The sequence below is a fragment of the Agromyces sp. NPDC127015 genome (assembly GCF_042725165.1).
Classification (GTDB): Bacteria; Actinomycetota; Actinomycetes; order Actinomycetales; family Microbacteriaceae; genus Agromyces; species Agromyces chromiiresistens.
Genome location: NZ_JBHXDI010000002.1, coordinates 474,967 through 499,766 on the forward strand (window position 1 = coordinate 474,967; position 24,800 = coordinate 499,766).

Sequence of the window (24,800 nt, forward strand, 5' to 3'; positions counted from 1 at the left end):
TGACGACGGCGGCGGCGGCCGGCCCCGGGTTCGGGACCGGCCGCCGCCGGATCGCACGTCGAGCACGCAGTACCTCAGAACGACGCGGGGATGACTCCGGTGTCGGTCTGGTACGCGGTCACCGGCGCGTGCGGGATCTCGTCCCATCGGGCCGGGTCCTCCTGCTGCACCTCGCCGGTCGCCATGCCCGTCAGCAGCTCCCGCAGCGCGAGCACGTTCTGCTGGATCGACTTGCCGCGCGCCTTCTGGCCGAGGCTGCCGTCGGAGGTGTTGCCGCTCGTCTCGAAGAAGATCGCCGGGTTGCTGTGCCCCTCGGGGTTCAGCCCGTCGTGGTTCAGCCCGAGCATCATCGCCGAGACCACGCCGCCCTTGATGTCGATCTCGACACCGCGTCCGACGTCGTAGCGGTCGATGTTGATGTACCCGTACTTCGAGAGCTCGTCGAAGACGTGCACCTGCATCTGACGGGTGAGCACGTCGTAGGCGCCGCCCTGGATGCCGGGCAGCGTGGGCCCGCCGGGTGCGAGCGAGACGCCGAGCGACAGGGTGACCTCGTCGCCGTCGCCGCGCTCGGTCTTGAGTCCCTGGTGGTGGACGTCGACGGCGAAGGCCGGGTCGACCATCGTCCAGTACTCGTAATAGGCCTCCGACTCGGCGGCCTCGAACTTGCCGACGCCCCAGTCGCGGTTGAGGTCGATCCGCTTGTTCGTGCCGTCCTGCAGCACCGTGTGGCGGATGTTCAGCTCCGATCCGTCGGGGTTGTACATCGGGATGACGTGGAACGTGTACGCGTCGCGCAGCAGTTCCCACTGGGGCGAGCCGTTGGTGCCGAGCTCCTTGAGCACCGCGAGCAGCGACTCGGTGCCGTAGGGCTCGTTGCCGTGGATGCGGCCCTGCAGCCACACGTTCTCGGGGCCGTCGCCGACGGTCGCGACGTAGAGGGCGCGCCCCGTCTCGGAGGTGTTCACCGCGGTGCCGGCCTCGGCCAGGGTGAAGGCGTCGAGCCCGAAGCGCGAGGTGGCCTCGAGCTTCTCGAGCTCGGCGACGAGGTCGGCGTAGTCGACGATGCTCGAGATGTTGGTGTTGCCCTCGGGCGACGGGAAGTTCGCGTCGGCGAGGGCGGGTGCGCCGGCCGTGAGCGGGGCGGCGAGTGCGAGGGCGGCTGCTGCGGCGAGCGCGACCCCCCTCGGGCGACGGTGCTGAGTCTTCGGGTCGTTGGTCATGTGCTTCTCCTCGTCGAGATGGCATGGCGCGAATGCGACACGAATCCGAGGATGGATCCGTCACGACCGTCCCCCCAGACGTATGGGCAGCCTACGGAGGGGACGTGGCACGGCTCAAGAGCCGGGCGTCCAGATTGTTCAACGATTCCGGCCCGTTCGTCCCCCGCGCTCAGCGGTACTCGGGGTTCTCGTCGTACGGGTCGACCTCGAACCCGTAGTGGTCGCCCCCGTCCCACTCCGAGCGCAGGTTGCCGCCGACCGGGAACCCGCCGGCGTCCTTCAGCAGCCGCGCGAGGTGCAGCAGGTTGTAGGTCATGAACGTGGTGTTGCGGTTCGTGAAGTCGTTCTCGGGGCCGCCCGACCCGGGGTCGAGGTAGCTCGGGCCGGGCCCGGCCTCGCCGATCCAGCCCGCGTCGGCGCCCGGCGGGATCGCGTAGCCCACGTGCTGCAGGCTGTAGAGGATGTCCATCGCGCAGTGCTTGATGCCGTCTTCGTTGCCGGTGATGACCGCCCCGCCGACCTTGCCGTAGTACACGTACTGGCCGCGATCGTTGAAGAGCCCGCTCATCGAGTAGATGCGCTCGATGAACTTCTTCGTGATCGACGAGTTGTCGCCGAGCCAGATCGGCCCGCCCACCACGAGGATGTCGGCGGCGTCGACGAGCGGCCAGACCTCGTCGGGCCACGCGTCGGTCGCCCAGCCGTGCTCGCGCATGTCGGGGTAGACCCCGGTCGCGACATCCAGGTCGACGAATCGCAGGGCGTCGACGCGCACGCCGTGCTCGCGCATGAGCGCGATGCTCGCGTCCATGAGCCCCTGGGTGTTGCTCACCTCGGGACTTCGCTTGAGCGTGCAGTTCACGAAGAGGGCTCGCAGGTCGCTGAAATCCGGCAGCTCGGCCATGCGCGAGATGGTACTCGGGCGCGGCGGGCGCCGACAGGGGGCGGATGCCTCGTGGCGACGCCGCCCGCCTCGACGGCGCCGCCCGAACGGTTCAGTGCCGCGCGAGCAGCTCCTCCTGCGTCGGCCGCTCGTCGGCGCCGCTGCGCCGCGGCCAGAGCGAGACGGCCCGCTCGGCCATGGCGGTGATCGTGAGGGAGGGGTTCACGCCGGGGTTCGCGGGCACCGCGGCGCCGTCGACGACGTGCAGCCCCGGGTAGCCCCAGACCCGGTGGTACCGGTCGACGACCCCCTGGTCTGGCGAGCCCGACACGACGGCTCCGCCCAGGAAGTGCGCCGTCAGCGGGATGCCGAACACCTCGGGCCAGGAGCCGCGCGCCTCGGCGTGCACACCGCTCGCCGACGCGACCCGCGCCGCGATGGCCTGTGCGGCGAGATGCGCGCCGGGCAGGTGGCTCGGGTTGGGCTCGCCCTCGCCCTGGGCGCTCGTGAGCACCCGTCGCCCGAAGCGTCGCCGCAGCGACAGGGTGAGCGAGTTGTCGGCGGTCTGCATGACGAGGGCGATGATGCCGCGTTCGCTCCACCGGCGCAGCGAGCCGAGCCGCAGCGCGGTGACGGGATGCCGCAGCATCCCGCCGACGAGCGAGCCGAGTCGGGCGAGGAGCGATCGGTCACCCGGAACGAGCCCGGTCGCGAGCATGCCCATGAGATTCGAGCCGGGTCCGTAGCGCACGTTCTCGACATGGGTGCGCTCGTCGACGTGGAACGACGTCGTGATGGCGACGCCGCGGGCGAGCTCGAGCTCCTCCGGCACCGCGACCGCGACGGCGCCGTCGAGCGCCTCGGAGTTCGTGCGCGTGAGCCGGCCCAGCGCATCGGGGAGTGCGGGCAGGGCGCCCGAGTCCTTCATCCGGTGCAGCAGCTGCTGCGTGCCCCAGGTGCCGGCCGCGAACACGACCTGCCCGGCGCTGACCGTGCGACGGTCGCGGGCGAGCCACGCGCCGCTGCGCACGGTCGTCACCTCGTAGCCGCCGCCCGCGCGCGGCCGCACCTCGACGACCGTGCGGAGCGGCTCGATCGTCGCCCCGAGCCGCTCGGCGAGCGCGAGGTAGTTCTTCGCGAGGGTGTTCTTCGCGCCGACCCGGCAGCCGACCATGCAGTTGCCGCACAGCGTGCAGCCCGTGCGGTCGGGGCCGTCGCCGCCGAAGAACGGATCGGGCACCGTCTCGCCGGGCGCGCCGAAGAACACCCCGACGGGTGCCCGGCGGAAGGTGTCGCCGACGCCGAGGTCGTTCGCCGCACCCTCCATGATCCGCTCGACGGGGCCCGAGTGCGGGTACTGCTCGACGACGCCGAGCATGCGCTTCGCGGTGGCGTAGTGGGGGGCGAGCTCGTCGTGCCAGTCGCCGAGGGCCGCCCACTGCGGATCGGCGAAGAACGCCGGGCCGGGCTCGTAGAGCGTGTTCGCGTAGTTGAGCGATCCGCCGCCGACGCCCGCACCGGCGAGGATCATGACGTGGGGCAGCCGGTGGATGCGCTGCACCCCGAAGCATCCGATCGCGGGCGCCCAGAGGTAGCGGCGAACGTTCCACGAGGTCTTCGCGAAGTCGGTGTCGGCGAAGCGGCGTCCTGCTTCGTAGACGTGCACGCGATAGCCCTTCGCCGAGAGGCGCAGCGCCGCGACCGAGCCGCCGAAGCCCGATCCGATGACGACGACGTCGTGGTCGAAGGCGGTCATGCGGAGGCCTCGGGCGCGTCGTCCGACGGTACGAGCACCGTGAGCGCGCCGGGCACCACCCGGATGCGCGCGCGGCCGGTTCCGACCCGCTCGCCGTCGGCGTAGACGACGAGCCCGGGGGCGTCGACGTCGACGGTCGCGACGCGCGAGGTCGTCACCTCGGGCCGGTCGACGTGCACGCCGCGCAGCAGCAGCGGGAACAGGCGCACGAGCTTCGCCCGGCCGAGCGGTCCGACGTGGGTGACGTCGAGCAGGCCGTCGGCCGGGTCGGCGTCGGGGCACACGGGCATGCCCCCGCCGTAGCTGCGCGTGCTGCCGACGGCGATGAGCGTGCCGGGCGCCGGTCGTGGCGCGGCGCCGTCGAGGCCGAGCTCGAAGGCGGTCGGCCGCAGGCGGGCGAGCTCGATGAGCAGGGCGAGGTAGTACCTCGCGCGACCGCGCGGCCAGCGCAACCGATTGGTGCGTTCGGCGACGTGCGCGTCGAAGCCGATCGCCGCGACCGTGAGGAACTGGCGGATGCCCGCCGTCGACTCGATCTCGCCGACGTCGATCGTGCGCGGACGGCCGTGCACGGCGAGTTCGGCGGCGTCGGCCGCCGCGTCGGATGCCTCGAAGGGCAGCCCGAGCGCGCGGGCGAGATCGTTGCCGGTGCCGGCCGGCACGAGCGCGATCGGCACGCCCGAGCCCACGACCGCGTCGAGCACCGACGAGAGCGTGCCGTCGCCGCCGACGATGACGAGCGCCCGGGGGCGGCTCGCCACCGCCTCGTGCGCGAGCCGGCGGGTGTCGTCGACCGAGCGGCCTCGGTGCACTCGGACCTCCGTGGCGAGCTGTTCGAGGCGCTCGACGGCCCGAGCGGCGGCATCGGCCCCTCGGCCCCGGCCGGAGGTCGGGTTCACGAGCACCGAGATGTGGTCGGCCACGTCAGGCGATCCCGGTCGACGGGCGGGCGGCGGATGCGGCATCCGTCGACGCACGCTCGACGAGCGCCCCGGGGTTCATGATGCCGGCGGGGTCGAGCTCCGCCTTCACCGCCCGCAGGATGCGCATTCCGACTGCGCCGACCTCGCGTTCGAGCCACGGCGCGTGATCGCGACCCACGCCGTGATGATGGCTGATCGTGCCGCCGCCGGCCATGATCGCATCGTTGACCGCGGCCTTCACGGGCTGCCAGGCCGCGAGCTGGTCGCCCTTCAGGCCCGCGATGATCGTGAAGTAGAGCGCGGCGCCCGTCGGGTAGACGTGCGAGACGTGGCAGAGCACGAGCGACTTCGCGCCGGCGGCGGTGAAGCCGTCGGTGATGGCGGCGGTGACCTCGCGCTTCAGCCGCGCGAGGTTCGACCAGGTCGTCGCCGTCTCGAGTGTCTCGCAGAAGACGCCGTGGTCGAGCAGCGCGTCGCGCAGGTACGGGGCGTTGAAGCGCCCGTGCACCCATTCCTCCGCCGCATCCGGGCCGGTCGACGTACCGCCGGCCTCGCGCAGCACCGTCGCCGTGCGCGCCCGTCGGTCGGCGGCGAGCTCGGCATCGCCCTCGAAGACGGTGACCGCGCTCGCGCCCTTCGCGAGCGCCTTGCCGATGCGTCCCACCTGGGCGAGCGCGATCCCCGTCTCGGCCTCGTCGGAGAGCCGGATGACGGTGGGGCCGGTGCCGAGCTGCGCGACCCGGCGCAGGGCGTCGACGCCGGTCGCGAAGTCGGGGAAGGTCCACGCCTCGGCGAGTCGCACCGCGGGCACCGGGTGCACGCGCAGCCGCACCTCGGTGATGACGCCGAACGCGCCCTCGGAGCCCAGGAAGAGTCGCAGCAGGTCGGGTCCGGCGGCCGATCCGGGCGCGCGGCCGAGCTCGAGCTCGCCGGTCGGGGTCGCGACGCGGAGCCCCGTCACCATCGTGTCGAAGCGGCCGTTGCCGGCGGAGTTCTGGCCCGACGATCGGGCGGCGGCGAAGCCGCCGAGCGTCGCGTACCTGAAGCTCTGCGGGAAGTGGCCCAGCTCGAAGCCCCTCGCGCCCAGCAACGCCTCGGCCTCGGGACCGGTCGTGCCGGCGAGGAGCACCGCTTCGCCGCTCGTCTCGTCGAGGGAGACGAGCCCGGTCAGGCGCCGCAGGTCGAGGGCGACGACCGCACGGTGCGCGCCGCGTTCTGGGTCGAGGCCCCCGACGACGCTCGTGCCGCCGCCGAAGGGCACGACGGCGATGCCGCGCTCGCCCGCGACGTTCAGCACGGCGGCGACCTGCGCGTGATCGGCGGGGGCGACGACCGCGTCGGGCGTGTCCTGGTGTCGTGCGCGGCGGCGCAGCAGGTCGGGCGTCGAGCGTCCGCCCGAGTGCCGGATGCGCGACTCGTCGTCGATCGAGACGTGCCGGTCGCCGACCACGGCCGCGAGCGCGGCCCGGTCGTCGTCGCCGAGCCGCGTCGGGGCGATCTCGACGTCGGCCAGCGCCGTCGCCGGTTCGGGCTTCCGCACCCGCCCGAGCACCATCGGCAGGAGGGCCCGCACCGCGAGCGGCAGCTCCTTCGCCTTGGCAGGATCGCCCCACCCGTTCCACCGCATCGGGGCGGATGCCGCGTCGGATCCCACAGCGTCGGCCCCTTGGCCGTTCCACCGCATCGGGGCGGATGCCGCGTCGGATCCCACAGCGTCGGCCCCTTGGCCGTTCCACCGCATCGGGGCGGATGCCGCGTCGGGGGCTGCGGCGAGGGTGCTGTCGTCGTCATCGACCATGCGTTACAGTGTGACACATCATGGAAGATCGTCAAGCACTCGAGCTCGACCGTCCCGTGTGGGACGAGGCCGAGTCGCGCATGCTCGACGCCGCCGCCGAACTGATCTCCGCACGCGGCGTCGGCGGGGTCACCGTCGCCGAGGTCGCGCGCAACGCCGGCGTCAGCCGGCCGACGGTCTACCGGCGCTGGGCGAGCGCCGACGAGATCGTCCGCGCGACCCTGCTCCGCGCGACCGTGATGCTCATCGAGCGGTTCCCCGAGCCCGCGACGTCCCGTGACGAGATCGTGCGCAACGTGCTCCGCTTCGCCGAGCTGTTCCGCGCCGACCCGCTGTACGGCCGCCTCCTCGAGCGCGAGCCCGAGGTGTTCACCCGGTACACGCTGCAGCGCCTCGGCCAGAGCCAGCGCGTGATCCTGCGGTGGATCGCCGAGTCGATCGCCCTCGCCCAGCAGGCAGGCACCGTGCGCCCGGGGGCCCCCGGCGACATCGCGGTCATGCTGCTGCTCATCGCCCAGTCGGCGATCCTCTCGCACGACACCGTCTCCGCCCTCATCGACGAGCCGCATTGGAGCAACGAACTTTGGCACGCACTCGACGGACATCTGCGTCCCTGACCTCCTCCCCCGACGCGGCGCCGACGCACTCCTCAGCACTCGATGCCGCACGACGCGCCCGCGACCTCTCGGCGCTCGCCGACCGCGCCGCACCGGTCGACGTGCTCGTCATCGGCGGCGGGGTCACCGGTGCGGGCGTCGCACTCGACGCCGCCAGCCGCGGCCTCTCCGTCGTGCTCGCAGAGGCGCACGACCTCGCGTTCGGCACGAGCCGGTGGAGCTCGAAGCTCGTCCACGGCGGACTGCGCTACCTCGCGACGGGCGACGTCGCCGTCGCTCGTGAGAGCGCCGTCGAACGCCACCTGCTCATGACGCGCGTCGCCCCGCACCTCGTGCGGAGCCTCCCCCAGCTGCTGCCGTTCACCCCGTCGGTCTCGTCGAGGCAGCGGATGACGGGACGCGTCGGGCTCGGCCTCGGCGACGGCCTGCGCATGCTCGCGCACACGCCCGCGAGCGTGCTGGCGCACCCGCGTCGCATCGATCGCGACGAGGCGCTGCGACTCGCGCCGGCGTTGCGACGCGAGGGTCTGCGGGGCGGCATGCTCTCGCACGACGGACAGCTCGTCGACGACGCCCGGCTCGTCGTCGCACTCGCGCGCACCTCGGCCGCGTACGGCGCGACGGTGCTGACGCGGGTGCGGGTCTCGGATGCCGTGGCCGACGGGGCGACGCTCGTCGACGCGGTGACGGGCGAGTCGGTGCGGGTGCGTGCCCGGGCCGTCGTCAACGCCGCGGGCGTCTGGGCGGGAGAGCTCGACCCCGGCATCCGCATGCGGCCGAGCCGCGGCACGCACCTCGTGCTCGATGCGGCCGCGCTCGGCGACCCCACGGCGGCGCTCACCGTGCCGCACCCCGGGTCGGTCAGCCGATTCGTGTTCGCGCTGCCGCAGCAGCTGGGTCGGGTCGTCGTCGGCCTCACCGATGAGGAGGCGCCGGGACCGATCCCCGACGTGCCGCAGCCGCATGACGACGAGATCGACTTCCTTCTGCGCACGCTCTCGTCCGCGCTCGAGCGCCCGCTCGGCCGGGACGACGTGCTCGGCGCCTTCGCGGGGCTGCGCCCGCTCATCGACACCGGAGCCGACGGCGGCACCGCCGACATCTCGCGCCGTCACCACGTGGCCGTGTCGGGCACGGGACTCGTGAACGTGCTCGGCGGCAAGCTCACGACCTACCGGGCGATGGCGCGCGACGCGGTCGACCTCGCCTGCCGGCACGCCGGCCTCGTCGACCCCGGTTGCCGCACCGCGGGGCTCGCGCTCGTCGGTGCGCGCGGATCGGCGGCGCCGTTCGCGAGCCCGGCCGACGGCGGGGGCTCATCGGCGAGCGGTCACGAACTCCCGGCATCGCTCACGGCCCGCTTCGGCGCCGAGGCCTTCACCGTGCTCGCCATGGCCCGTTGCGACCGACCCGCCGACCGCATCGCACCGGGCCTCGATGTCACCCGCGCGGAGATCGAGTTCGCCGTGCGCGCCGAGGGCGCTCTCGACGTCGACGATGTGCTCGACCGCCGCACCCGCATCGGCCTCGTCGCCGCCGACCGCGACCGCGCGCACGACGCGGTCGCGGAGCTCGTCGCCGAGGCCGCTGCACGGCTCGCCTGAGACGCCGACGGGCCGGATGCCTCACCACGAGGCATCCGGCCCGTCGCCCTGTTCGGCGCCCCTCGCGTCAACCGAGGTCGAACGCCTGCACCTCCGCGAGCTGCAGCCGGTAGTACCCGAGGCGTCCCTCGTCGGTCGTCGGCCGGCCGAGCTCGGTCACGGCGATCCGCACGTGGCGCGCCTGCACGGTGTCGAACCGGTAGGTCTGGGGCCGCGGGCCGGGGTCGGCCTGGCCGGTGACCTCCTTCACCGTGGTCCAGGCCTGGCCGTCGTCGCTCACCTGCAGCGCGAACGCCTTCGGGAAGTGCGCCCCGTCGGTGCCGTCGGCCGCGGGGTCGTCGGCCGTGGCGGTGCGCGGGTAGACGACCACGGTGTTCAGGGCCGTCGCCTCGCCGAGGTCGAACGCGACCCACTGGTCGACGCCCGTCGGCGACCGGTCGGGGCCGTTCGAGGTGTAGCCCTTCGCGCCGCCCGCGAGGCTCTCGCGCTTGCCGTCGACGAGGTTCGCCGTGCTCCACGCGGGTGCCGACTGCAGGCTCGTGCGCGCCGTCGCGGCGGCGCCCGCGAGCACGTTCTCGGCGGCGTCGAGGCCGGGCGTCGCGGGCAGCACCCAGACGTCGGCGATCGACGGGTCGTAGCCGCCGTCGACGTCCTGGAAGCGGAGCCGCACCGTGCCGTCGGCGGTCGCGTCGGAGGGCTCGACCAGGAACTGGTAGGTCATCGTGCCGGCCCCGCCCGCGGTGCGGGCGTAGCGCTGCTCGAAGACGGTCGCCCCGTCGGCGGACACGTCGTACGTCTTCTGGCGCGCGCCGTCGAACGTCTCGACCGCCCGCACGACGAACGGCTCGCCGGCCGGCACGGCGACGTCGAACTCGAACCATCCGCCCGGGTACGAGGTGTGCGTGTAGCGACGGGTGAGGCCCGCCTCGCTCGAGGTGCCCGAGTGCTCCGAGGCGGTGAGGCCGTGCGAGCGCTCCGACTGGGCGAGGCCGAGGTCGACGTGATCGACGACGACCGCGGGGGCGTTCGAGAGCCCGACGGCGAGCGTCGCCGCGCGACGCTCCTCCGCGGTCTGCCCGACCGATGCGGTGAGCGCGACGTCGCCCGCGGTGACCGTGTACGGCACGGTCACCTCGACGTTCGACGCGGCGGATGCCTCGGCGGGCAGGTCGAACGCCGCGGTCGCGTCGCTCCACCCGTCGGGGCCTTCGATCCGGACCGTGCCCGTGCGGTCGTCGTCGCTCAGGTTGGCGAGGTCGACCGTCACCGCGACGACGTCACCGGGGTGCGCCGTTGCGGGCTCGATCGTGACGTCCTGCACGAGGACCGGCGCAGCGACCACGAGCTCGGCGTCGACGGGGATCTCGACGTCGGTGCCCTCGTACCGGTAGTTCAGCGATCCCGTGAGGCCGTAGCGGCCGGGAGCGGTGTCGGCGGGCACCGCCACGACGAAGTCGAACGTGGCGTCGGCACCGGGCGAGAGCTGCGGGAGGGTCCGTCCGCCGTCGGCGGTGACGGTGAAGCCGTCGTCGGAGACGAGTTCTGCCGCGACCCGGCCGAGCTTCTTGCCGCCCGCGACCTCGACGGCGATGCTCGCCGTCGCCTCGTCGCCGGGGAACACGCCGTCGGCGGGCACCGTCAGCGAGACCTCGGCGCCGGCGAGCGCGGCGCACGCCTGCGTCAGCTTCGCCGCGGCGGGATCGAGGACGGCCCGAAGCGCGTCGGCGGTCTCCGCCGGCAGCGCCCCGTGGTCGACCTCGCGGTCGAGGTACGCCGAGATCGTCTGGATCGTGCTCAGCGTCTTGTGCGCCGCGGCCGCGGTGCGGAGGTCGCGGTCGCGGCCCCGCTCGTCGCCGACGTACGAGTCCCACGCCTTGCCGGCGCGCTCGGCGAAGGTCGCCGCGAACTCGCCGAGCGCCTCGGCCTGCTCGGCCGAGAGCGAGCCGGCCTCGTCGAGGGCAGAGACCTGGTCGCCGAACGCCGTCGCCGCGTCGCGCGTGTCGCCGAGGCGGCCGAGCGTCGCGTCCTGCGCGAACTCGTACTCGCCCGATCCGACGGTGAACACGGCCACCCCGTCGGCGTACCGCGAGAACTCGACGCCCCGCGCCGACGCCGCGGGGACGCCGCCCTCCGTGACCGCCCAGCGGCTCGTCGTCGGGATGCGGATCTCGGCCGTCGTGTTCGCCGGCACCGTGACGTCGAGGCGCATCGTGCCCGAGGCATCCGTTCGCCAGTCGGAGACGACCGTGCCGTACGGCGTCTCGAGCGAGTAGTCGACCCGGTCGATGCCCTCGCCCGGCTGCGGCGCGACGAGCACCTTGCGATACCCGGGCTCGAGTGCCGAGACACCGGCCATGGTGCGGTACATCCACTCGCCGACCGCGCCGTAGGCGTAGTGGTTGAACGAGTTCATCTCCACCGGGCCGAACGAGCCGTCGGGCATGATCGAGTTCCAGCGCTCCCAGATGGTGGTCGCGCCCTTGCCGATCTCGTAGCCCCACGACGGGTAGTCGGTGTTCTGCAGCAGGGTGTAGGCGATGTCGGTGCGGCCGATCTTCGTGAGTGCCGGCAGCAGCCCGTCGACGCCGAGGAAGCCCGTCGAGAGGTGGTTGCCGCGACGCGCGAGCGTCTCCTCGAACTGGGTCGCGACGGCGTCGTCGAGCCCGTCGGGGATCAGGTCGTTCATGATCGTCAGGATGTACGCGGTCTGCGAGTCGCCGCGCACCGTGCCGTCGGCCGACACGAACGCCGTGCCGTAGGCCGCCTTGATCGCCTCGTAGCGGTCGAAGTACGCCTGCGCGACGTCGTCGTGCCCGAGCGCCTGCGCCATCTCGGCGAACTCGCGAGTGCCCTTGGCGAGGAAGGCGGTGTCGATCACCGTGGCCGGGGTGTCGTCGTCGAGGTTCAGCCAGTCGTTGTACCCGCCCACGTTGCGGATGTGACCGACCGCGCTCGCGTCGAGGTAGTCGACGTAGCGCTTCATCGAGTCGTAGCTGTCGGCGAGCACCTGGGTGTCGCCGTAGGCCTTCCAGATCGAGTACGGCACGTGCACGCCCGCGTCGGCCCAGCCGGCCCGGCCGTACCCGCCGTCGAAGCGGCCGGGGATGATCGGGGCGACGCCGGGGAAGGAGCCCTCGGCGTTCTGGGTGTCGCGCAGGTCCTGCAGCCACTTCGTCAGGAACAGCTGCGAGTCCATGTTGTAGTTCGCGGTGTTCGCGAACACGTTGATGTCACCGGTCCAGCCCATGCGCTCGTCGCGTGCGGGCGTGTCGGTCGGGATCGAGAGGAAGTTGCCGCGCTGGCCCCACAGGATGTTGCTCTGCAGCTGGTTCACGAGCGGCGACGACGTCTCGAGCGAGGCGGTCGGAGCGTTGTCGCTGCCGACGACCACGCCCGTGATGCCGTCGGCGGGCGGCGCCTCGTCGACGCCGGTGATCTCGACGTAGCGGAAGCCGTGGAAGGTGAACTTCGGCTCCCACGTCGCCGTGCCGTCGTCGGCGAAGGTGTAGTAGTCGGTCGCCTTCGCGCTGCGGAAGTTCGCGGTGTAGAGCGAGCCGTCGGGGTTCAGCACCTCGGCGACGCGGATGCGCACCGTCTGTCCGGCCTCGCCCGTGAGCTTCACCCGCACGTGGCCGACCATGTTCTGCTCGAGGTCGTAGACGTGCACGCCGTCGGCGGGGCTCGGCAGGGCCTCCGCGTCGAGCTCGTCGACGACCCGCACCGGCGGCGCCGTCTGGGGCTCGAGCTTCGCCGTGGCCGACGGGCGCACGACCGCGTCGGACCAGTCGCCGTCGTCGTAGCCCGCCTCGGCCCAGTCGCCGACCTCGGCCGCGCGACGCGCGTCGTAGGCCTCGCCGTCGAGGAGGTCGGCCGAGGTCGTCGGGCCGTTCGTGGTGCGCCAGTCGTCGCCGGTCGCGATCACCTCCTCCGAGCCGTCGGTGTAGCGGACGCGGAGCTGGGCGATGAGCGACGTGTCGCTGCCGTAGATCGAGTCGCCGAACATCGCGACCCGGCCGGCGTACCAGCCGTTCGCGACCTCGGCCCCGAAGGCGTTGTCGCCCTCGGCCACGAGATCGGTGACGTCGTAGCTCTGGTACTGGATGCGCGTGTTGTAGTCGGTCCAGCCGGGCGCGAGCTCCTGGTCGCCCACGGGCTCGCCGTTGAGCTGGAGCTCGTAGAGGCCGCGGGCGGCGGCGTAGACGCGGGCCGAGGCGACCTCCTTGTCGACGTCGAACTCGGTGCGCAGCAGCGGAACGTCGGCCCCGTACGCGTACCAGGCGTCGGTGTCGCCCGAGACGACGAGGTCGCCGCCCTTCTGCGTGCCGCCCGTGAAGGTGCGGTCGTTCGCCGGGAAGTCGGTCTCGAGCAGCACGTCGCCCGTCTTCGAGGTGACCTTCACGGCCGAGACGGTGCCGGTCTCGGCGCCGCTCGTGCGGAAGCCGACGAGCCCGGCGGCGGTGTGGGTCGGGACGGTGCGGGTGTCGAGCACCGCGCCGTCGACCTTCGTCGTGATCGTCGTGCCGTCGACGGTGATCGCGTAGTCGTGCTTCGCCGCGAAGTCGAAGCCCGCGGGGAACGGCGTCGCCGACAGCACCGTGTAGCCGCCGTTCGACTTCACGTGCGGGCGGAGCGACTTCGAGCTCTCGCTGAGCTGCCACATGTACGCGTTCGAGCCGTCGCGACCGCGGAAGTAGACGCCGAGCGCGCCCGAGACCTTCGAGGCGGTGAACGTCATCGTCGAGTCGGTCCACCCGGCGGGGATCGAGGTGTCGGCCCCGATCCAGTCGGCGCCCTGCCACTCGTCGAGCGAGGCGAGCGCGGTCTCGAAGCGGGCGGGCTCGCTCCAGTCGGTGGCGCGTCCCGCGCCGTCCCACACCCGGACCTGCCAGGCGTAGCGGGTGGCGCCCTCGAGGTCGGGGCCGCCGTAGGGCACCTCGACCGAGGCGCCCGATTCGACGCGGCCGCTGTCCCACACGTCGGGGGAGTCGAGCGCGGCCTTGCTGGTGGCGACGCGCACCTGGTACGCCGACTGGGTGACGCCGCGGCCGGCCGAGGCGAGCTGCCAGCTCAGCTTCGGGGCCGCGAGCGGGATGCCCAGTGGGGATTTCGCCGAGTTGGTCTCGAGCCCGCCGACGGTCACGGACGGCGCCTGCGACGCCGCCGCGAAGGCGGCCGTCGGTGCGGCCGAGATGACTGACGCGAACACGGTGCCGGCGACGAGTACGCCCGTCGCTGCATTGCGGAGTTTGGATCGCACGCGTTTCTCCTCATTGATGAAACGTTTCAATCGATTGCTGACAGTCGGAGCCTATCCACCGCGCCGACGAGCGGTCAACCCCTCGGCCGATGAGCGGTCAACCCTCGGTCGTCGAGCGGTCAACCCCTCGGTCGTCGAGCGCAGCCGCGAATGGGGGCGCGACACCGGTCCGGGCCGCGGCACGCCACGGACGCCCCGGGGCCGGAAGCGAGCGGGCGCGGCGACGGGCCGGACCCCTCCGCGGGAGGCATCCGGCCCGTCGACCTCGCTACGCCGCCGCGCCTTCCTCGGCCGCGACCGCGTAGGCCGCGCGCAGCACCTGGCCGAGGCCCGCGTCGACGTTCGTCCAGTACTGGAAGAAGCGCTCGCGGATCTCGTCGACCGTGATCGCCTGCGCCTGGCCGAGCAGGGTCACGTGCAGGCGCTCCTTCGCCTCGGCCGAGTACACGTCGCGGTAGAGGGTGCCGGCCTGGCCGAAGTCGCCGTCGTCGGCGCGCAGCGTGTACGCGGTGCGCACGAGCTCGCCGTCGCCCTCCCACGAGCCCTCGCCCGCGGCCGACGCGTCGGCGGTCGGCCCGCCGAACGAGTTCGGCGCGTACACCGGCACGTTCGGCGCGTTGTAGTGGTGACGCTGCGCGCCGTCCTGCGAGTAGTTCGCGACGGGCGCGGCATGCGGCGCGTTCACCGGCAGCTGGTTGTAGTTCGTGCCGACCCGGTAGCGCTGCGCGTCGGGGTAGCTGAACACGCGCCCCATCAGCATCTTGTCGGGGCTGATGCCGATGCCCGGCACCGTGTTGGCCGGCGAGAACGCCGCCTGCTCGATCTCGGCGAAGAAGTTCTGCGGGTTGCGATCGAGCGTGAGCGTGCCGACCTCGATGAGCGGGTAGTCGGCGTGCGGCCAGACCTTCGTGAGGTCGAACGGGTTGAACCGGTACGTCTTCGCGTCCTCGTAGGGCATGACCTGCACGTGCAGGTCCCACTTCGGGTGGTTGCCGGCCTCGATCGCCTCGTGCAGGTCGCGGCGGTAGTAGTCGGCGTCGGCACCGGCGATGGCCTCGGCCTGTGCGGCATCGAGGTGCAGGTCGCCCTGCCGCGAACGGAAGTGGTACTTCACCCAGAACCGCTCGCCCTCGGCGTTGATCCACTGGTACGTGTGCGATCCGAAGCCGTGCATCTCGCGCCACGACTTCGGCAGCCCGCGGTCGCCCATGAGGTAGGTGACCTGGTGGGCCGACTCGGGCGAGAGGGTCCAGAAGTCCCACTGCATGTCGGAGTTGCGCAGCCCCGAGCCGGGCAGCCGCTTCTGCGAGTGGATGAAGTCGGGGAACTTGATCGCGTCGCGGATGAAGAACACGGGCGTGTTGTTGCCCACGATGTCGTAGTTGCCCTCGGGCGTGTAGAACTTCACCGAGAAGCCGCGCACGTCGCGCCAGGTGTCGGGCGAGCCCTGCTCCCCCGCGACCGACGAGAAGCGCAGCAGCGTCTCGACGCTCGCCCCGGGCTGGAACAGCGCCGCACGGGTGTACCGCGAGACATCCGCCGTCACCTCGAACCGGCCGAACGCGCCGCCGCCCTTCGCGTGCACGATGCGCTCGGGGATGCGCTCGCGGTTGAACTGCGCGAGCTTCTCGACGAGGTAGCGGTCGTGCAGCACCGTCGCGCCGTCGGCGCCGACGGTGAGCGAGTGCGCGTCGCTCGCGACCGGGGTGCCGGTCTGGGTGGTGGTGTGGTTCGTCATGCGTTCGTCCTTCACTTCGTTCGGTTTCGTTCGGTGACGAGCCGCGCCGGGGCACGGCGACGAGCGCCCCGCGGGGGCGCGCTCGTCCTCCGCCGGGCAGGGCCGGCGGAAGCAGGGGTCGGATGCCGCGGGCTAGGCCGCCGGCTCCGATCGGCAGTCGGCGCAGAGGCCCCAGAAGGTGACCTCGGCGGTGTGGATCGCGAAGCCGCGCGCGTCGCCCGGCTCGAGGCAGGGCGGTTCGCCGACGACGCAGTCGACGTCGGCGATGGTGTGGCACTTCGTGCACACGAGGTGGTGGTGGTTGTCGCCCGTGCGCCCCTCGTAGAGCGCGGGCGAGCCGGCTGGCTCGATGCGGCGCACGAGCCCGGCGCCGGCGAGCGCGGCGAGCACGCCGTAGACGGCCTGCAGCGAGGTCGTCGGCAGCGTCTGCCGCACCCGCTCGTAGACGGACTCGGCGTCGAGGTGCCCGGGGCTCGAGAGCGTCTCGAGCACCGCGGTGCGCGGCGCCGTCACCTTGAGGCCAGCGGCGCGGAGTCGCTCGGGTGCCGCCGCCGTGTCCATGCCATCAGGCTAGCAGTTGTCTTGAATGAATCAAGACAACTCGCGGCACTTCCCTCGGGACGCGCAGTGAAGCAGGATGAATGCCACGCGCGGTCGACGGCGACCGGCGCGCAGGATCGAAGGAGATCGCATGACCCGGAGCGCCCACCCCGACGTCGACATCCCCGATGTCTCCGTGTTCGACTTCCTGTTCGGCGATCTCGACGAGGCGCGGCTCGACGCGGTGGCCCTCATCGACGGCACGAGCGGGCAGACAACGAGCTACCGGCAGCTCGTGCGCCAGATCGAGCTGTTCGCCGGCGCCCTCGCGGAGCGCGGCATCGGGGTCGGCGACACCGTCGGCGTGCTCTGCCCGAACGTGCCCGCGTTCGCGACCGTGTTCCACGGCATCCTGCGGGCGGGCGCCACGGCGACCACGATCAACTCCCTCTACACGCCCGCCGAGATCGAGAACCAGCTGCGCGACGCCGGCGCCCGCTGGATCGTGACCGTCGGCCCGCTGCTGCCGGGGGTGCTCGCCGCCGCGGAGCGGCTCGTCATCCCCGACGAGCAGGTCATCGTGCTCGAGGGCGCGCCGGGGCATCCCTCACTCGCCGAGCTCCTGGGCGAGGGGCGCCCCGCGCCCGACGTGAGCTTCGACCCCGCCACGCACCTCGCCGTGCTGCCGTACTCGTCGGGCACGACCGGTCGCCCGAAGGGCGTCATGCTGACGCATCGCAACCTCGTCGCGAACGTCGCGCAGTGCAGCGCCACGATCGCACTCACCGACGGCGACCGGGTGCTCGCGGTGCTGCCGTTCTTCCACATCTACGGCATGACCGTGCTGCTCAACTTCGCGCTCCGGCAGCGGGCGAGCCTCGTCACGATGCCGAAGTTCGACCTCGCCGAGTTCCTGCGCGTGGTGAGCGAGCACCGCACCACCTGGGTCTTCATCGCCCCGCCGATCGCGGTGGCCCTCGCGAAGCATCCCCTCGTCGACCAGTACGACCTCTCGAGCGTGAAGGTCGTGTTCTCCGGAGCCGCGCCGCTCGACGGCGCCCTCGCCGAGCTCGTCGCCCAGCGCCTCGACTGCATCGTGTGCCAGGGCTACGGCATGACCGAGACGAGCCCCGTGACCCACGTCATCCCCGTCGATCGCCCCGACCTCGACCGCTCGACGATCGGCGTGCTGCTCGCGAACACCGAGGCCCGCATCGTCGACGTCGAGACCGGCGAGGATGTCGCGGTGCCGGCGTCCCCCGACGAGGCGAGCGAGCCGGGCGAGATCTGGATCAGGGGTCCGCAGGTGATGGCGGGCTACCTCGGAAAGCCCGACGCGACCGCCGAGATGCTCGACGCCGACGGCTGGCTGCACACCGGCGACATCGCGACCGTCACCGTCGACGGCGTCTACCGCATCGTCGACCGGCTCAAGGAGCTCATCAAGTACAAGGGCTACCAGGTCGCCCCGGCCGTGCTCGAGGCCGTGCTGCTCGAGCACCCGGCCATCGCCGACGCCGCCGTCATCGGCGTGCTCGACGACGACGGGCAGGAGGTGCCGAAGGCGTTCGTCGTGCTGCAGCAGGGCGCCTCGCTCGACGCCTCGGGAGTGATGGAGCACGTCGCCGCGCACGTCGCCCCGCACGAGAAGGTGCGCGTCGTCGAGTTCATCGAGCAGGTCCCGAAGTCGGCGTCGGGCAAGATCCTCCGCAAGGACCTGCGGGCCCGCGAGGCGGCCGCGGCAGCAGGGTGACGGCGCTCAGTACTGCAGCAGGCTGAACACCTCGAGGCCGGCCGGAAGCGCCGCACGGCCGCCCAGGTCGGCGAGCTCGATCGCGACGGAGACGCCGGCCACGCGCCATCCCGCCCGTTCGACGAGGCGCGCCGCCGCGCCCACCGTGCCGCCCGTCGCGAGCACGTCGTCGACGACGAGCACCCGGGTGCCGGGCGGCAGCTCGCCGACGTGCACCTCGAGCGCGGCGGTGCCGTACTCGAGCGCGTACTCCTCGGTGAGCACCGCGCGCGGCAGCTTGCCGGCCTTGCGCACCGGCAGCACGCCGACGCCCGCGGCCACCGACGCGGCCGCCGCGAGCAGGAACCCGCGCGCCTCGACCCCGGCGAGCACGTCGAACGTGCCGGCGAACGGCGCCGTCAGCGCCTCGGCGAGCGCATGGAACGCCTCGCCGTCGGCGAAGACGGGGGTGAGGTCGCGGAACAGCACGCCCGGCTCGGGGAAGTCGGGGATCACGGCGAGACGCGACTCGACGAGGGCACGGGTTTCGGGCTCGTTCACCGTGGCAGCCTACTCCGGCCGGGCTGCGCGCCCGCCCGACGTCAAACCTTCGACGGATGCCGCGGGGCCCGCGCGCTTGCGAACATGGAAGCATCCCGACCTCTGGAGCCACGACCGCATGACCACCTCCCCCGCCACGAGCGCGACCGCCGCCGTCACCGCACCGACGAGCCGGCTCACGCCGAAGCGCCTGTACCGCCTGCTCGCCTTCGCCGAGGTCGTCACCTGGACGATCCTGATCGTCGCGATGATCCTGAAGTACGCGGCGGGCCTCGAGTGGGCGGTGCTCGTCGGCGGGTCGATCCACGGCTTCGTGTTCCTCGCCTACGCGTTCCAGTCGGTGCTCGTCGGCGTCAACCAGCGGTGGAACGTCGGTCGCATCGCCTTCGCCGTGCTGACGGCGATCGTGCCCTACGCGACCGTGCCGTTCGACCTGTGGCTCGTGCGCAAGGGCTACCTCGAGGGCGACTGGCGGTTCGAGGCGACCGATCACCCCGCCGACGGCAACTGGGTGAACCGGCTGCTGCGCTGGTTCCTCGCCCGGCCGCTGCTGCTCACGGTCGTCGCGGTCGTCGGCATCGCCGCGCTCTTCGCCGCGCTGCTCATGATCGGTCCGCCCAAGGTCGGCTGACTCCGTACCGCTCTGGTCGGTCGGCTCGCGAGTCGCCAGGAAGTGCGCTTCGTCGAGCGACGAGGAGCACTTTTCGGCGACTCGCGTCGTGTCGACCGGAGGATGATGGACGCATGCCCATCCTCAACAAGGACATGCAGGTCTGCATCTCGCTCGCCGGCCGCCCGTCGAACCTCGGCACGCGCTTCCACAACTTCCTCTACGACGAGCTCGGCCTGAACTTCATCTACAAGGCGTTCACGACCGACGACATCGAGGGCGCGGTGCGGGGCATCCGGGCGCTCGGACTCCGCGGCGCGAGCATCTCGATGCCGTTCAAGGAGGCCGTCATCCCGCTCATCGACGTCGTCGAGCCGTCGGCGGCGGCGATCGAGTCGGTGAACACGATCGTCAACGACGGCGGGGTGCTCACTGGGTCGAACACCGACTTCGAGGCGATCGCCCAGCTGATCGCCGACCACGGGCTCGACCCTTCGCTGCGCGTGCTCGTGCGCGGATCGGGCGGCATGGCCAAGGCGGTCGTCGCGGCGTTCCGCGAGGCCGGGTTCGAGCAGCTCACGGTACTCGCCCGCAACGCGGAGCTCGGCCCGGTGCTCGCCGCGCAGTACGGCTACGAGTGGGTCGCGACCGACCCGGGGCCGGGCGCGTTCGACGTCATCGTGAACGTCACGCCACTGGGCATGCAGGGGGCGGATGCCTCGACGCTCGCGTTCTCGGAGGCCCATATCGCCGCGGCATCCGTCGTGTTCGACGTCGTGGCGTTCCCGGCCGAGACGCCGCTCATCGTCGCCGCCCGCGCGGCTGGCAGGACCGTCATCTCGGGCGCCGAGGTGCACGCACTGCAGGCGGCGCGCCAGTTCGAGCGCTACACGGGCGTGCCGATCACCCGCGAGCAGATCGCCCGCGCCGCGGCGTTCTCGCGCGCGGAGTAGTCGCCGACCTCGGGGCCGGCACCCCGCCACCGCTCCTCGACGACCGGAAGCTGCTCAGCGGTGGACGCGATTGACGAGCGCCGTCCAGATGAGCGCGATCGTCGAGCACGAGAGCAGGGCGACGAAGACCCACGGCAGCGCCGCGAGGCCGATCACGCCGAACAGGGCGGCGCCGAGCAGCGCACCGCCGCCGATGCCGGTGTTGAACGCCGTCGTGTAGAACGAGGCCGCGGCGTCGCGGATCTTGGCCGACGCCGAGTGCAGCAGTCGCGTGTTCAGCATCGTCGGCAGGGCGCCGAACGCCGTGCCCCACAGCAGGAAGCTCGCGATGCCGACCCCGGGCACGTCGGGGAACGCCGCGAGCCCCGCCGCACCGAGCCCCGTCGCGACCATGGCGACCACGAGACCGAGCGTCGGGCGACGCCCGAGCACCGCGCCCGCGAGCACGAGGCCGACCGCGCCCGCGATGCCGTACGCCAGGAGCATGGGGCTGATCGCGCTCGACGGCAGCCCCATGACGTCGGTCATGTAGGGCGCGATGTACGTGTAGAACGTGTACATGCCGACCATCGCGACCGCCGTGATGAGGCACACCACGATGACGGGCACGAACGTCGGGTCCTTGCGGATGCGCACGGGCGCGGCATCCGCCTCGCCAGCATGATGCCGCACCGGCGGCAGGAACCGCTGCACGAGCAGGGCGCCGACGAGGGTGAGCACACCGACGCACGCGAACGCGAGCCGCCAGCCGAAGGCCTGGCCGAGTGCGGTGCCGAGCGGCACGCCGAGCACGAACGCCGCCGAACCGCCGGCGACGCTGATCGACACCGCGCGGGCCAGTTGCTCCTTGGGCACGAGATGGCCGGCGTAGGCGCCGACGACCGACCAGAACAGGCCGTGCGCGGCACCGCCGAGCACGCGGGTCGCGACGACCGTCGGGTAGTTCGGCGCGACCGCGGTGAGCAGGCAGCTGAGCGCCAGCACGCCGAGCGTGAGCACGATGAGCGTGCGGCGGGGCACGCGCCTCGTGAGCGCGGCGAGCGGCACGGTGAGCACGACGACGGTCGCGGCGAACACCGTGACCAGTACGCCGATGAGCGGCTCGCCGACCTGCAGGCCGCTGCTCATGTCGGGCAGGAGACCGGTCGGGAGCATCTCGATCGTGACCGAGAGGAACACGGCCGCGGCGAGCACGATGAGCCCGAGCCACGGGAACGGCGGCGCGGGGGTACGGCTGACGGGGGTTGACGACGTCATTGGAGGAGTCCTGAAGCGGATGGCGTCCCGAGGGCGGCGGGCGGGGCTCCGCGAATGCCGGCGGCGGGTCGACTGCGCGCTGATGGGCGCGCCCAGGGCCGTCGGGAACCGACGACCAGGACCATCTTACGTGGCGGGTGCGCGGCAGCGTTCGAGCGGCCGTCGGGAACCGACGACCGAGACCACCCTGCGCGGCGAGTGCGCGGCAGCGTTCGAGCGGCCGTCGGGAACCGACGACCGAGACCACCTTGCGTGGCGGCGCTCGCCGCCTGACGTGGCGGCGCTCGTCGCGCGGGTCAGTTGCGGAGGGCCGGGGAACCGACGTGGCGCGCCGCACCCGACGCGCGCAGTGCCGAGACGGCAGCGGCGCGGTCGACGCGGGCGATGCCCTCACCGAGCTCGTCGAGCAGTTGTGCGAGCCGTTCCCCCGCATGGACGGCGCCGTCGGTCGTCCGATCGCCGCGCCGCACGAGACCCGTGAGCGCTCGCACCTCGATCGCCGAAGCGCCCTGGGCGCGAGCGACCGCGACCGCCTCCTCGAGCAGTTCGTCGATCTCGGCCACGACGCCCCGCTCCGGGTGGCCCCGAGCGGACGCGACCAGGATCTCGGCGCGGGCGCGCAGCAGTTCCGCGTGGTACCAGCGATCCCCGGTCGAGGCGACCGCGCTGAGCGCCTCGTCGATCGTGGCGTCGGCGCGCTCGTGGTCGCCCGCGAGCGCCGCGGTCTCGGCCGCGACCGCGAGATGGTACGGCCGCCCGAATCCCATGCCGCCGGCCATCAGGTGTTCGGCGGGATGCGCCGTCTCGCGCGCGCCCGACCGCGCGCCCGGGCCCGGAGGGCGCGCCCACCCGTCGAAGAGCGCGGCGACCGAGCGCCATCGCGAATGCTCGTCGAGCTCGGCCACCGCGGCGAGCTGGGCCGCGTACTGGCGCACCCGGGCTCGCTCGCCGCGCAACTGGTGCACCGCGATGACGGGCCAGAGGCTCCGGCATACGATTCCTGGTGCGCCCGACTCCCGGGCGACGCGCAACCCGTCGAGGGCCAGCGCCCTGGCGTCGTCGGCTCGGCCGACCAGCCAGCTCGCGAGCGCGGCCGTGGACCGATCGACGACGACCGCCTCCGGGCGGTCGGAGCCACCGGGGAACCCTGCGCCCGCCGCTTCGGGCCGCGAGACGACGGCGAGCGCGAGCGCCGGCGACCCTTCGGCGAGCAACGTGAGTGCCCGCGCATCGGCGAGCTGAGTCGCGAGCACCGCGTCGTCGACGTCGGCGACGGCGACCTCGAAGTCGACGAACAGGGCGCCGGCCGCCACCAGGTCGCCGCGCATGAACGCGAGGCTCCACAACACGTGCCGGGCGCGGGCGACGAGCATCGGATCGTCGGCCGACCCGCAGAGCACCTCGACCTCGGCGAGCGAATCCCCCAGGTCCTCGGCCGACGGCCCGTGCTCGCCGAGCAGCGCGGCGATGAGCTGCAGGTGCAGCCGGAGCCTGACGGCGGCCGGTACGCCGGCACCGGCACCCGCGGCGAGTCGGATGCCTCGGCCGGCGTACTCGCGGGCGCGTCGCGTGTCGAGTGCACGATGCGCCGCTTCGGCGGCGCGCGCGTACTGCTCGGCGGCCCGGTCGGGCTGGCGGCCGAGCTCGTAGTGCTCGGCCGCGGTGCCGGCCAGCGATCCCGGCGTCGCGCGCGCCGTCAGCCGCTCCGCGATCGCCCGGTGCACCGCGATGCGCGCCGCCGCGCCCAGCCGGGCGTCGAGTACTTCACGGGCGAGGCGATGGGCGAACCGGTAGCACGCGTCGACCGATCCGTCGGGCCAGACGATCGGCTCGGTCTCGACGATGACCCCGGTGTTCGCGGCGGTCCGTGCCAGCGCGCGCCCGACGTCGGTTTCGCCGGCCACGCCGGCCGCGTCGACCCCGTCGTCATCCGCGCCGTCGCCGTCGGCGAGCACGGCGAGCGCGGCCGCGGCCTCGGTGACCGAGCACTCCACGCCCACGACCGCGGCCGCCAGCAGCACGCGGCGATCCCCGGCGGGCAGGCGATCGAGGCGATCGGCGATGAGGCGTTCGACCGCGACCGGCACCTCGGCCGTGGCGAGCTGGGCCGTCGTCATCGGCGAGCCTCCGCTCGCATCGACGCCGTCGGTCTCGACGAGCCGGGCGACGAGTGCCGACACGAACATCGCATTCCCCTCGGAGCGGTCGAGCACCGCCGCGACGACCTCGGGCCCGGGCGGACGACGGCGCTCCGACCGGGCCAGCAGGCTCGCCACGGCCGAGGCGTCGAGCGGTCCGAGCTCGAGGTGCTCGGCACGCCTGAGTGCCACGAGGCGGCCGATGACGTCGGCCAGTTCGCCGCCTCCCGGCACCTCCTCACCCCGATAGGTGGCGATCAGGAGCAGTCGCGCGCGGGACGCCCGGTCGGCGAGGTGGGCGACGAGCTCGACGGTCGCGTCGTCGCCGGCGTGCAGGTCTTCGATGACGATGACGACGGGGGCGACGGCCGACATCGCGTCGAACGCCGCCGCCGCCTCGCGCATCATGCGGCCGATCGACCGGTCCACGGCGCGACGGCGCAGGCGTTCGACGGCGGCCGGCTCGATGAGCTCCGGCAGCTGCAGCAGCCAGGTCGGGGCGGTCCGCCACAGGATCTCGCGGAAGCTCGCGCCGCCCGGTCCGCGGCAGATCGCCGAGATGGCGTCGAGGAACGGCTGGAACGGCAGCGCCGGCCCGGACGCCTCCGACGACGGCGTCGCGCAGCGCCCCTCGCCGAGCACCTGTCGCTCCGGGAGGAGCCTCGCGACGAACTCGCGGACGAGCGTCGTCTTGCCCGCACCCGCCTCGCCCGCCACGAAGCCGACGACCCGGTCGCCCGCGGTCGCGGCCGACCGCCACGCGGCGAGCTCGCCCAGTTCCGGCTCCCGTCCGACCGGCCCCGGCCCGCCGCGCCCCTCGCGCCGCGGCGCGGTCGTCACCGGCGCCCCGAACCGGTACCCGCGCCGGTGCACGGTCGCCACGTAGTGCGGGTCGTCGGCGCGCTCCCCGAGCAGTCTCCGGAGCTCGGCGACGCAGACGGCGATCGACTCGTCGCCCGTGGCGCCGTCCCACACCTCGTCGATGAGCTCCGCCTTCGTGACGAGTCCGCCGGCGCGCTCGAGCAGGGCGGTGAGCACCGCCGCCGTCTTCGGACGGAGGTGCAGCTCCCCGCCCGCGAGACGGGCGGTGCGCGCCCTGCCGCCGTCGAGCACGAGCGTCCCGGTGGCGGGCTCGAAGCGATGACCGTCGAAGAAGTACGCGTCGGGCGCGACGAAGGCGGCCGAACCACCCGATCGCCCGGTCATGCGA

16 protein-coding genes are annotated in these 24,800 nt (G+C 72.9%); 5 read left to right on the plus strand and 11 right to left on the minus strand.

Annotated features, from left to right (window positions below):
* Positions 1-74: 74 nt before the first annotated feature.
* From ACFWGP_RS08505 to ACFWGP_RS08525, 5 genes are all read right to left on the minus strand, one after another.
* Positions 75-1,223, minus strand: coding sequence for a M14 family zinc carboxypeptidase (locus tag ACFWGP_RS08505; RefSeq protein ID WP_275505210.1), 1,149 nt, complete (start codon positions 1,221-1,223; stop codon positions 75-77).
* Between the two features lie 169 nt (positions 1,224-1,392).
* Complete coding sequence (locus ACFWGP_RS08510) at positions 1,393-2,127, minus strand: flavodoxin family protein (RefSeq protein ID WP_231429682.1); 735 nt, start codon at positions 2,125-2,127, stop codon at positions 1,393-1,395.
* A gap of 91 nt (positions 2,128-2,218) precedes the next feature.
* Positions 2,219-3,862, minus strand: coding sequence for a GMC oxidoreductase (locus ACFWGP_RS08515; RefSeq protein ID WP_376930656.1), 1,644 nt, complete (start codon positions 3,860-3,862; stop codon positions 2,219-2,221).
* Positions 3,859-4,785, minus strand: coding sequence for a diacylglycerol kinase (locus ACFWGP_RS08520; RefSeq protein ID WP_376930657.1), 927 nt, complete (start codon positions 4,783-4,785; stop codon positions 3,859-3,861). Before ACFWGP_RS08520 ends, ACFWGP_RS08515 begins: the two co-directional genes overlap by 4 nt.
* 1 nt (position 4,786) lies before the next feature.
* Positions 4,787-6,583, minus strand: a complete 1,797-nt coding sequence (locus ACFWGP_RS08525; protein WP_376930658.1) for an FAD-binding oxidoreductase — start codon at positions 6,581-6,583, stop codon at positions 4,787-4,789.
* Between the two features lie 20 nt (positions 6,584-6,603).
* On the opposite strand from ACFWGP_RS08525, the gene ACFWGP_RS08530 reads away from it, so the two are divergent.
* Positions 6,604-7,200 carry a TetR/AcrR family transcriptional regulator gene (locus tag ACFWGP_RS08530; protein ID WP_376930659.1) on the plus strand — a complete coding sequence of 199 codons (597 nt, stop codon included), beginning with the start codon at positions 6,604-6,606 and terminating at the stop codon, positions 7,198-7,200.
* Positions 7,167-8,804, plus strand: coding sequence for a glycerol-3-phosphate dehydrogenase/oxidase (locus ACFWGP_RS08535; RefSeq protein ID WP_376930660.1), 1,638 nt, complete (start codon positions 7,167-7,169; stop codon positions 8,802-8,804). Before ACFWGP_RS08530 ends, ACFWGP_RS08535 begins: the two co-directional genes overlap by 34 nt.
* Before the next feature lie 67 nt (positions 8,805-8,871).
* On the opposite strand, the gene ACFWGP_RS08540 is transcribed toward ACFWGP_RS08535, so the two are convergent.
* The 3 genes from ACFWGP_RS08540 to ACFWGP_RS08550 all read right to left on the minus strand — a co-directional run bounded on the left by ACFWGP_RS08540 (position 8,872) and on the right by ACFWGP_RS08550 (position 16,360).
* Positions 8,872-14,061: a family 78 glycoside hydrolase catalytic domain gene (locus ACFWGP_RS08540; RefSeq protein ID WP_376930661.1), complete on the minus strand. Its 5,190-nt coding sequence runs from the start codon at positions 14,059-14,061 to the stop codon at positions 8,872-8,874.
* A gap of 268 nt (positions 14,062-14,329) precedes the next feature.
* A complete protein-coding gene (locus tag ACFWGP_RS08545; protein WP_376930662.1) occupies positions 14,330-15,799 on the minus strand; it encodes a catalase in 1,470 nt (489 codons plus the stop codon).
* Between the two features lie 132 nt (positions 15,800-15,931).
* Entirely contained in the window at positions 15,932-16,360 is a 429-nt protein-coding gene (locus tag ACFWGP_RS08550; protein ID WP_376930663.1) for a Fur family transcriptional regulator, read from the minus strand.
* A 130-nt stretch (positions 16,361-16,490) separates the two neighbouring features.
* Between ACFWGP_RS08550 and ACFWGP_RS08555 the strand changes: the two genes are divergently transcribed.
* Entirely contained in the window at positions 16,491-18,092 is a 1,602-nt protein-coding gene (locus ACFWGP_RS08555) for an AMP-binding protein (RefSeq protein ID WP_231429673.1), read from the plus strand.
* Between the two features lie 6 nt (positions 18,093-18,098).
* Here the strand turns inward: ACFWGP_RS08555 and ACFWGP_RS08560 are convergent, their stop codons facing one another.
* Positions 18,099-18,632 (minus strand): adenine phosphoribosyltransferase, encoded by a 534-nt coding sequence (locus tag ACFWGP_RS08560; protein WP_376930664.1) that lies wholly within the window; start codon positions 18,630-18,632, stop codon positions 18,099-18,101.
* Positions 18,633-18,750: 118 nt separating this feature from the next.
* On the opposite strand from ACFWGP_RS08560, the gene ACFWGP_RS08565 reads away from it, so the two are divergent.
* Complete coding sequence (locus tag ACFWGP_RS08565; protein ID WP_275505204.1) at positions 18,751-19,263, plus strand: DUF3817 domain-containing protein; 513 nt, start codon at positions 18,751-18,753, stop codon at positions 19,261-19,263.
* 113 nt (positions 19,264-19,376) lie between these two features.
* Positions 19,377-20,195, plus strand: coding sequence for a shikimate 5-dehydrogenase (locus ACFWGP_RS08570; protein WP_231429670.1), 819 nt, complete (start codon positions 19,377-19,379; stop codon positions 20,193-20,195).
* 54 nt (positions 20,196-20,249) lie between these two features.
* On the opposite strand, the gene ACFWGP_RS08575 is transcribed toward ACFWGP_RS08570, so the two are convergent.
* The gene (locus tag ACFWGP_RS08575; RefSeq protein WP_231429669.1) at positions 20,250-21,452 is read right to left on the minus strand and encodes an MFS transporter; all 1,203 of its coding nucleotides are present in this window, start codon (positions 21,450-21,452) and stop codon (positions 20,250-20,252) included.
* A gap of 296 nt (positions 21,453-21,748) precedes the next feature.
* Complete coding sequence (locus ACFWGP_RS08580; RefSeq protein ID WP_275505203.1) at positions 21,749-24,796, minus strand: AAA family ATPase; 3,048 nt, start codon at positions 24,794-24,796, stop codon at positions 21,749-21,751.
* Between the last annotated feature and the right edge of the window lie 4 nt (positions 24,797-24,800).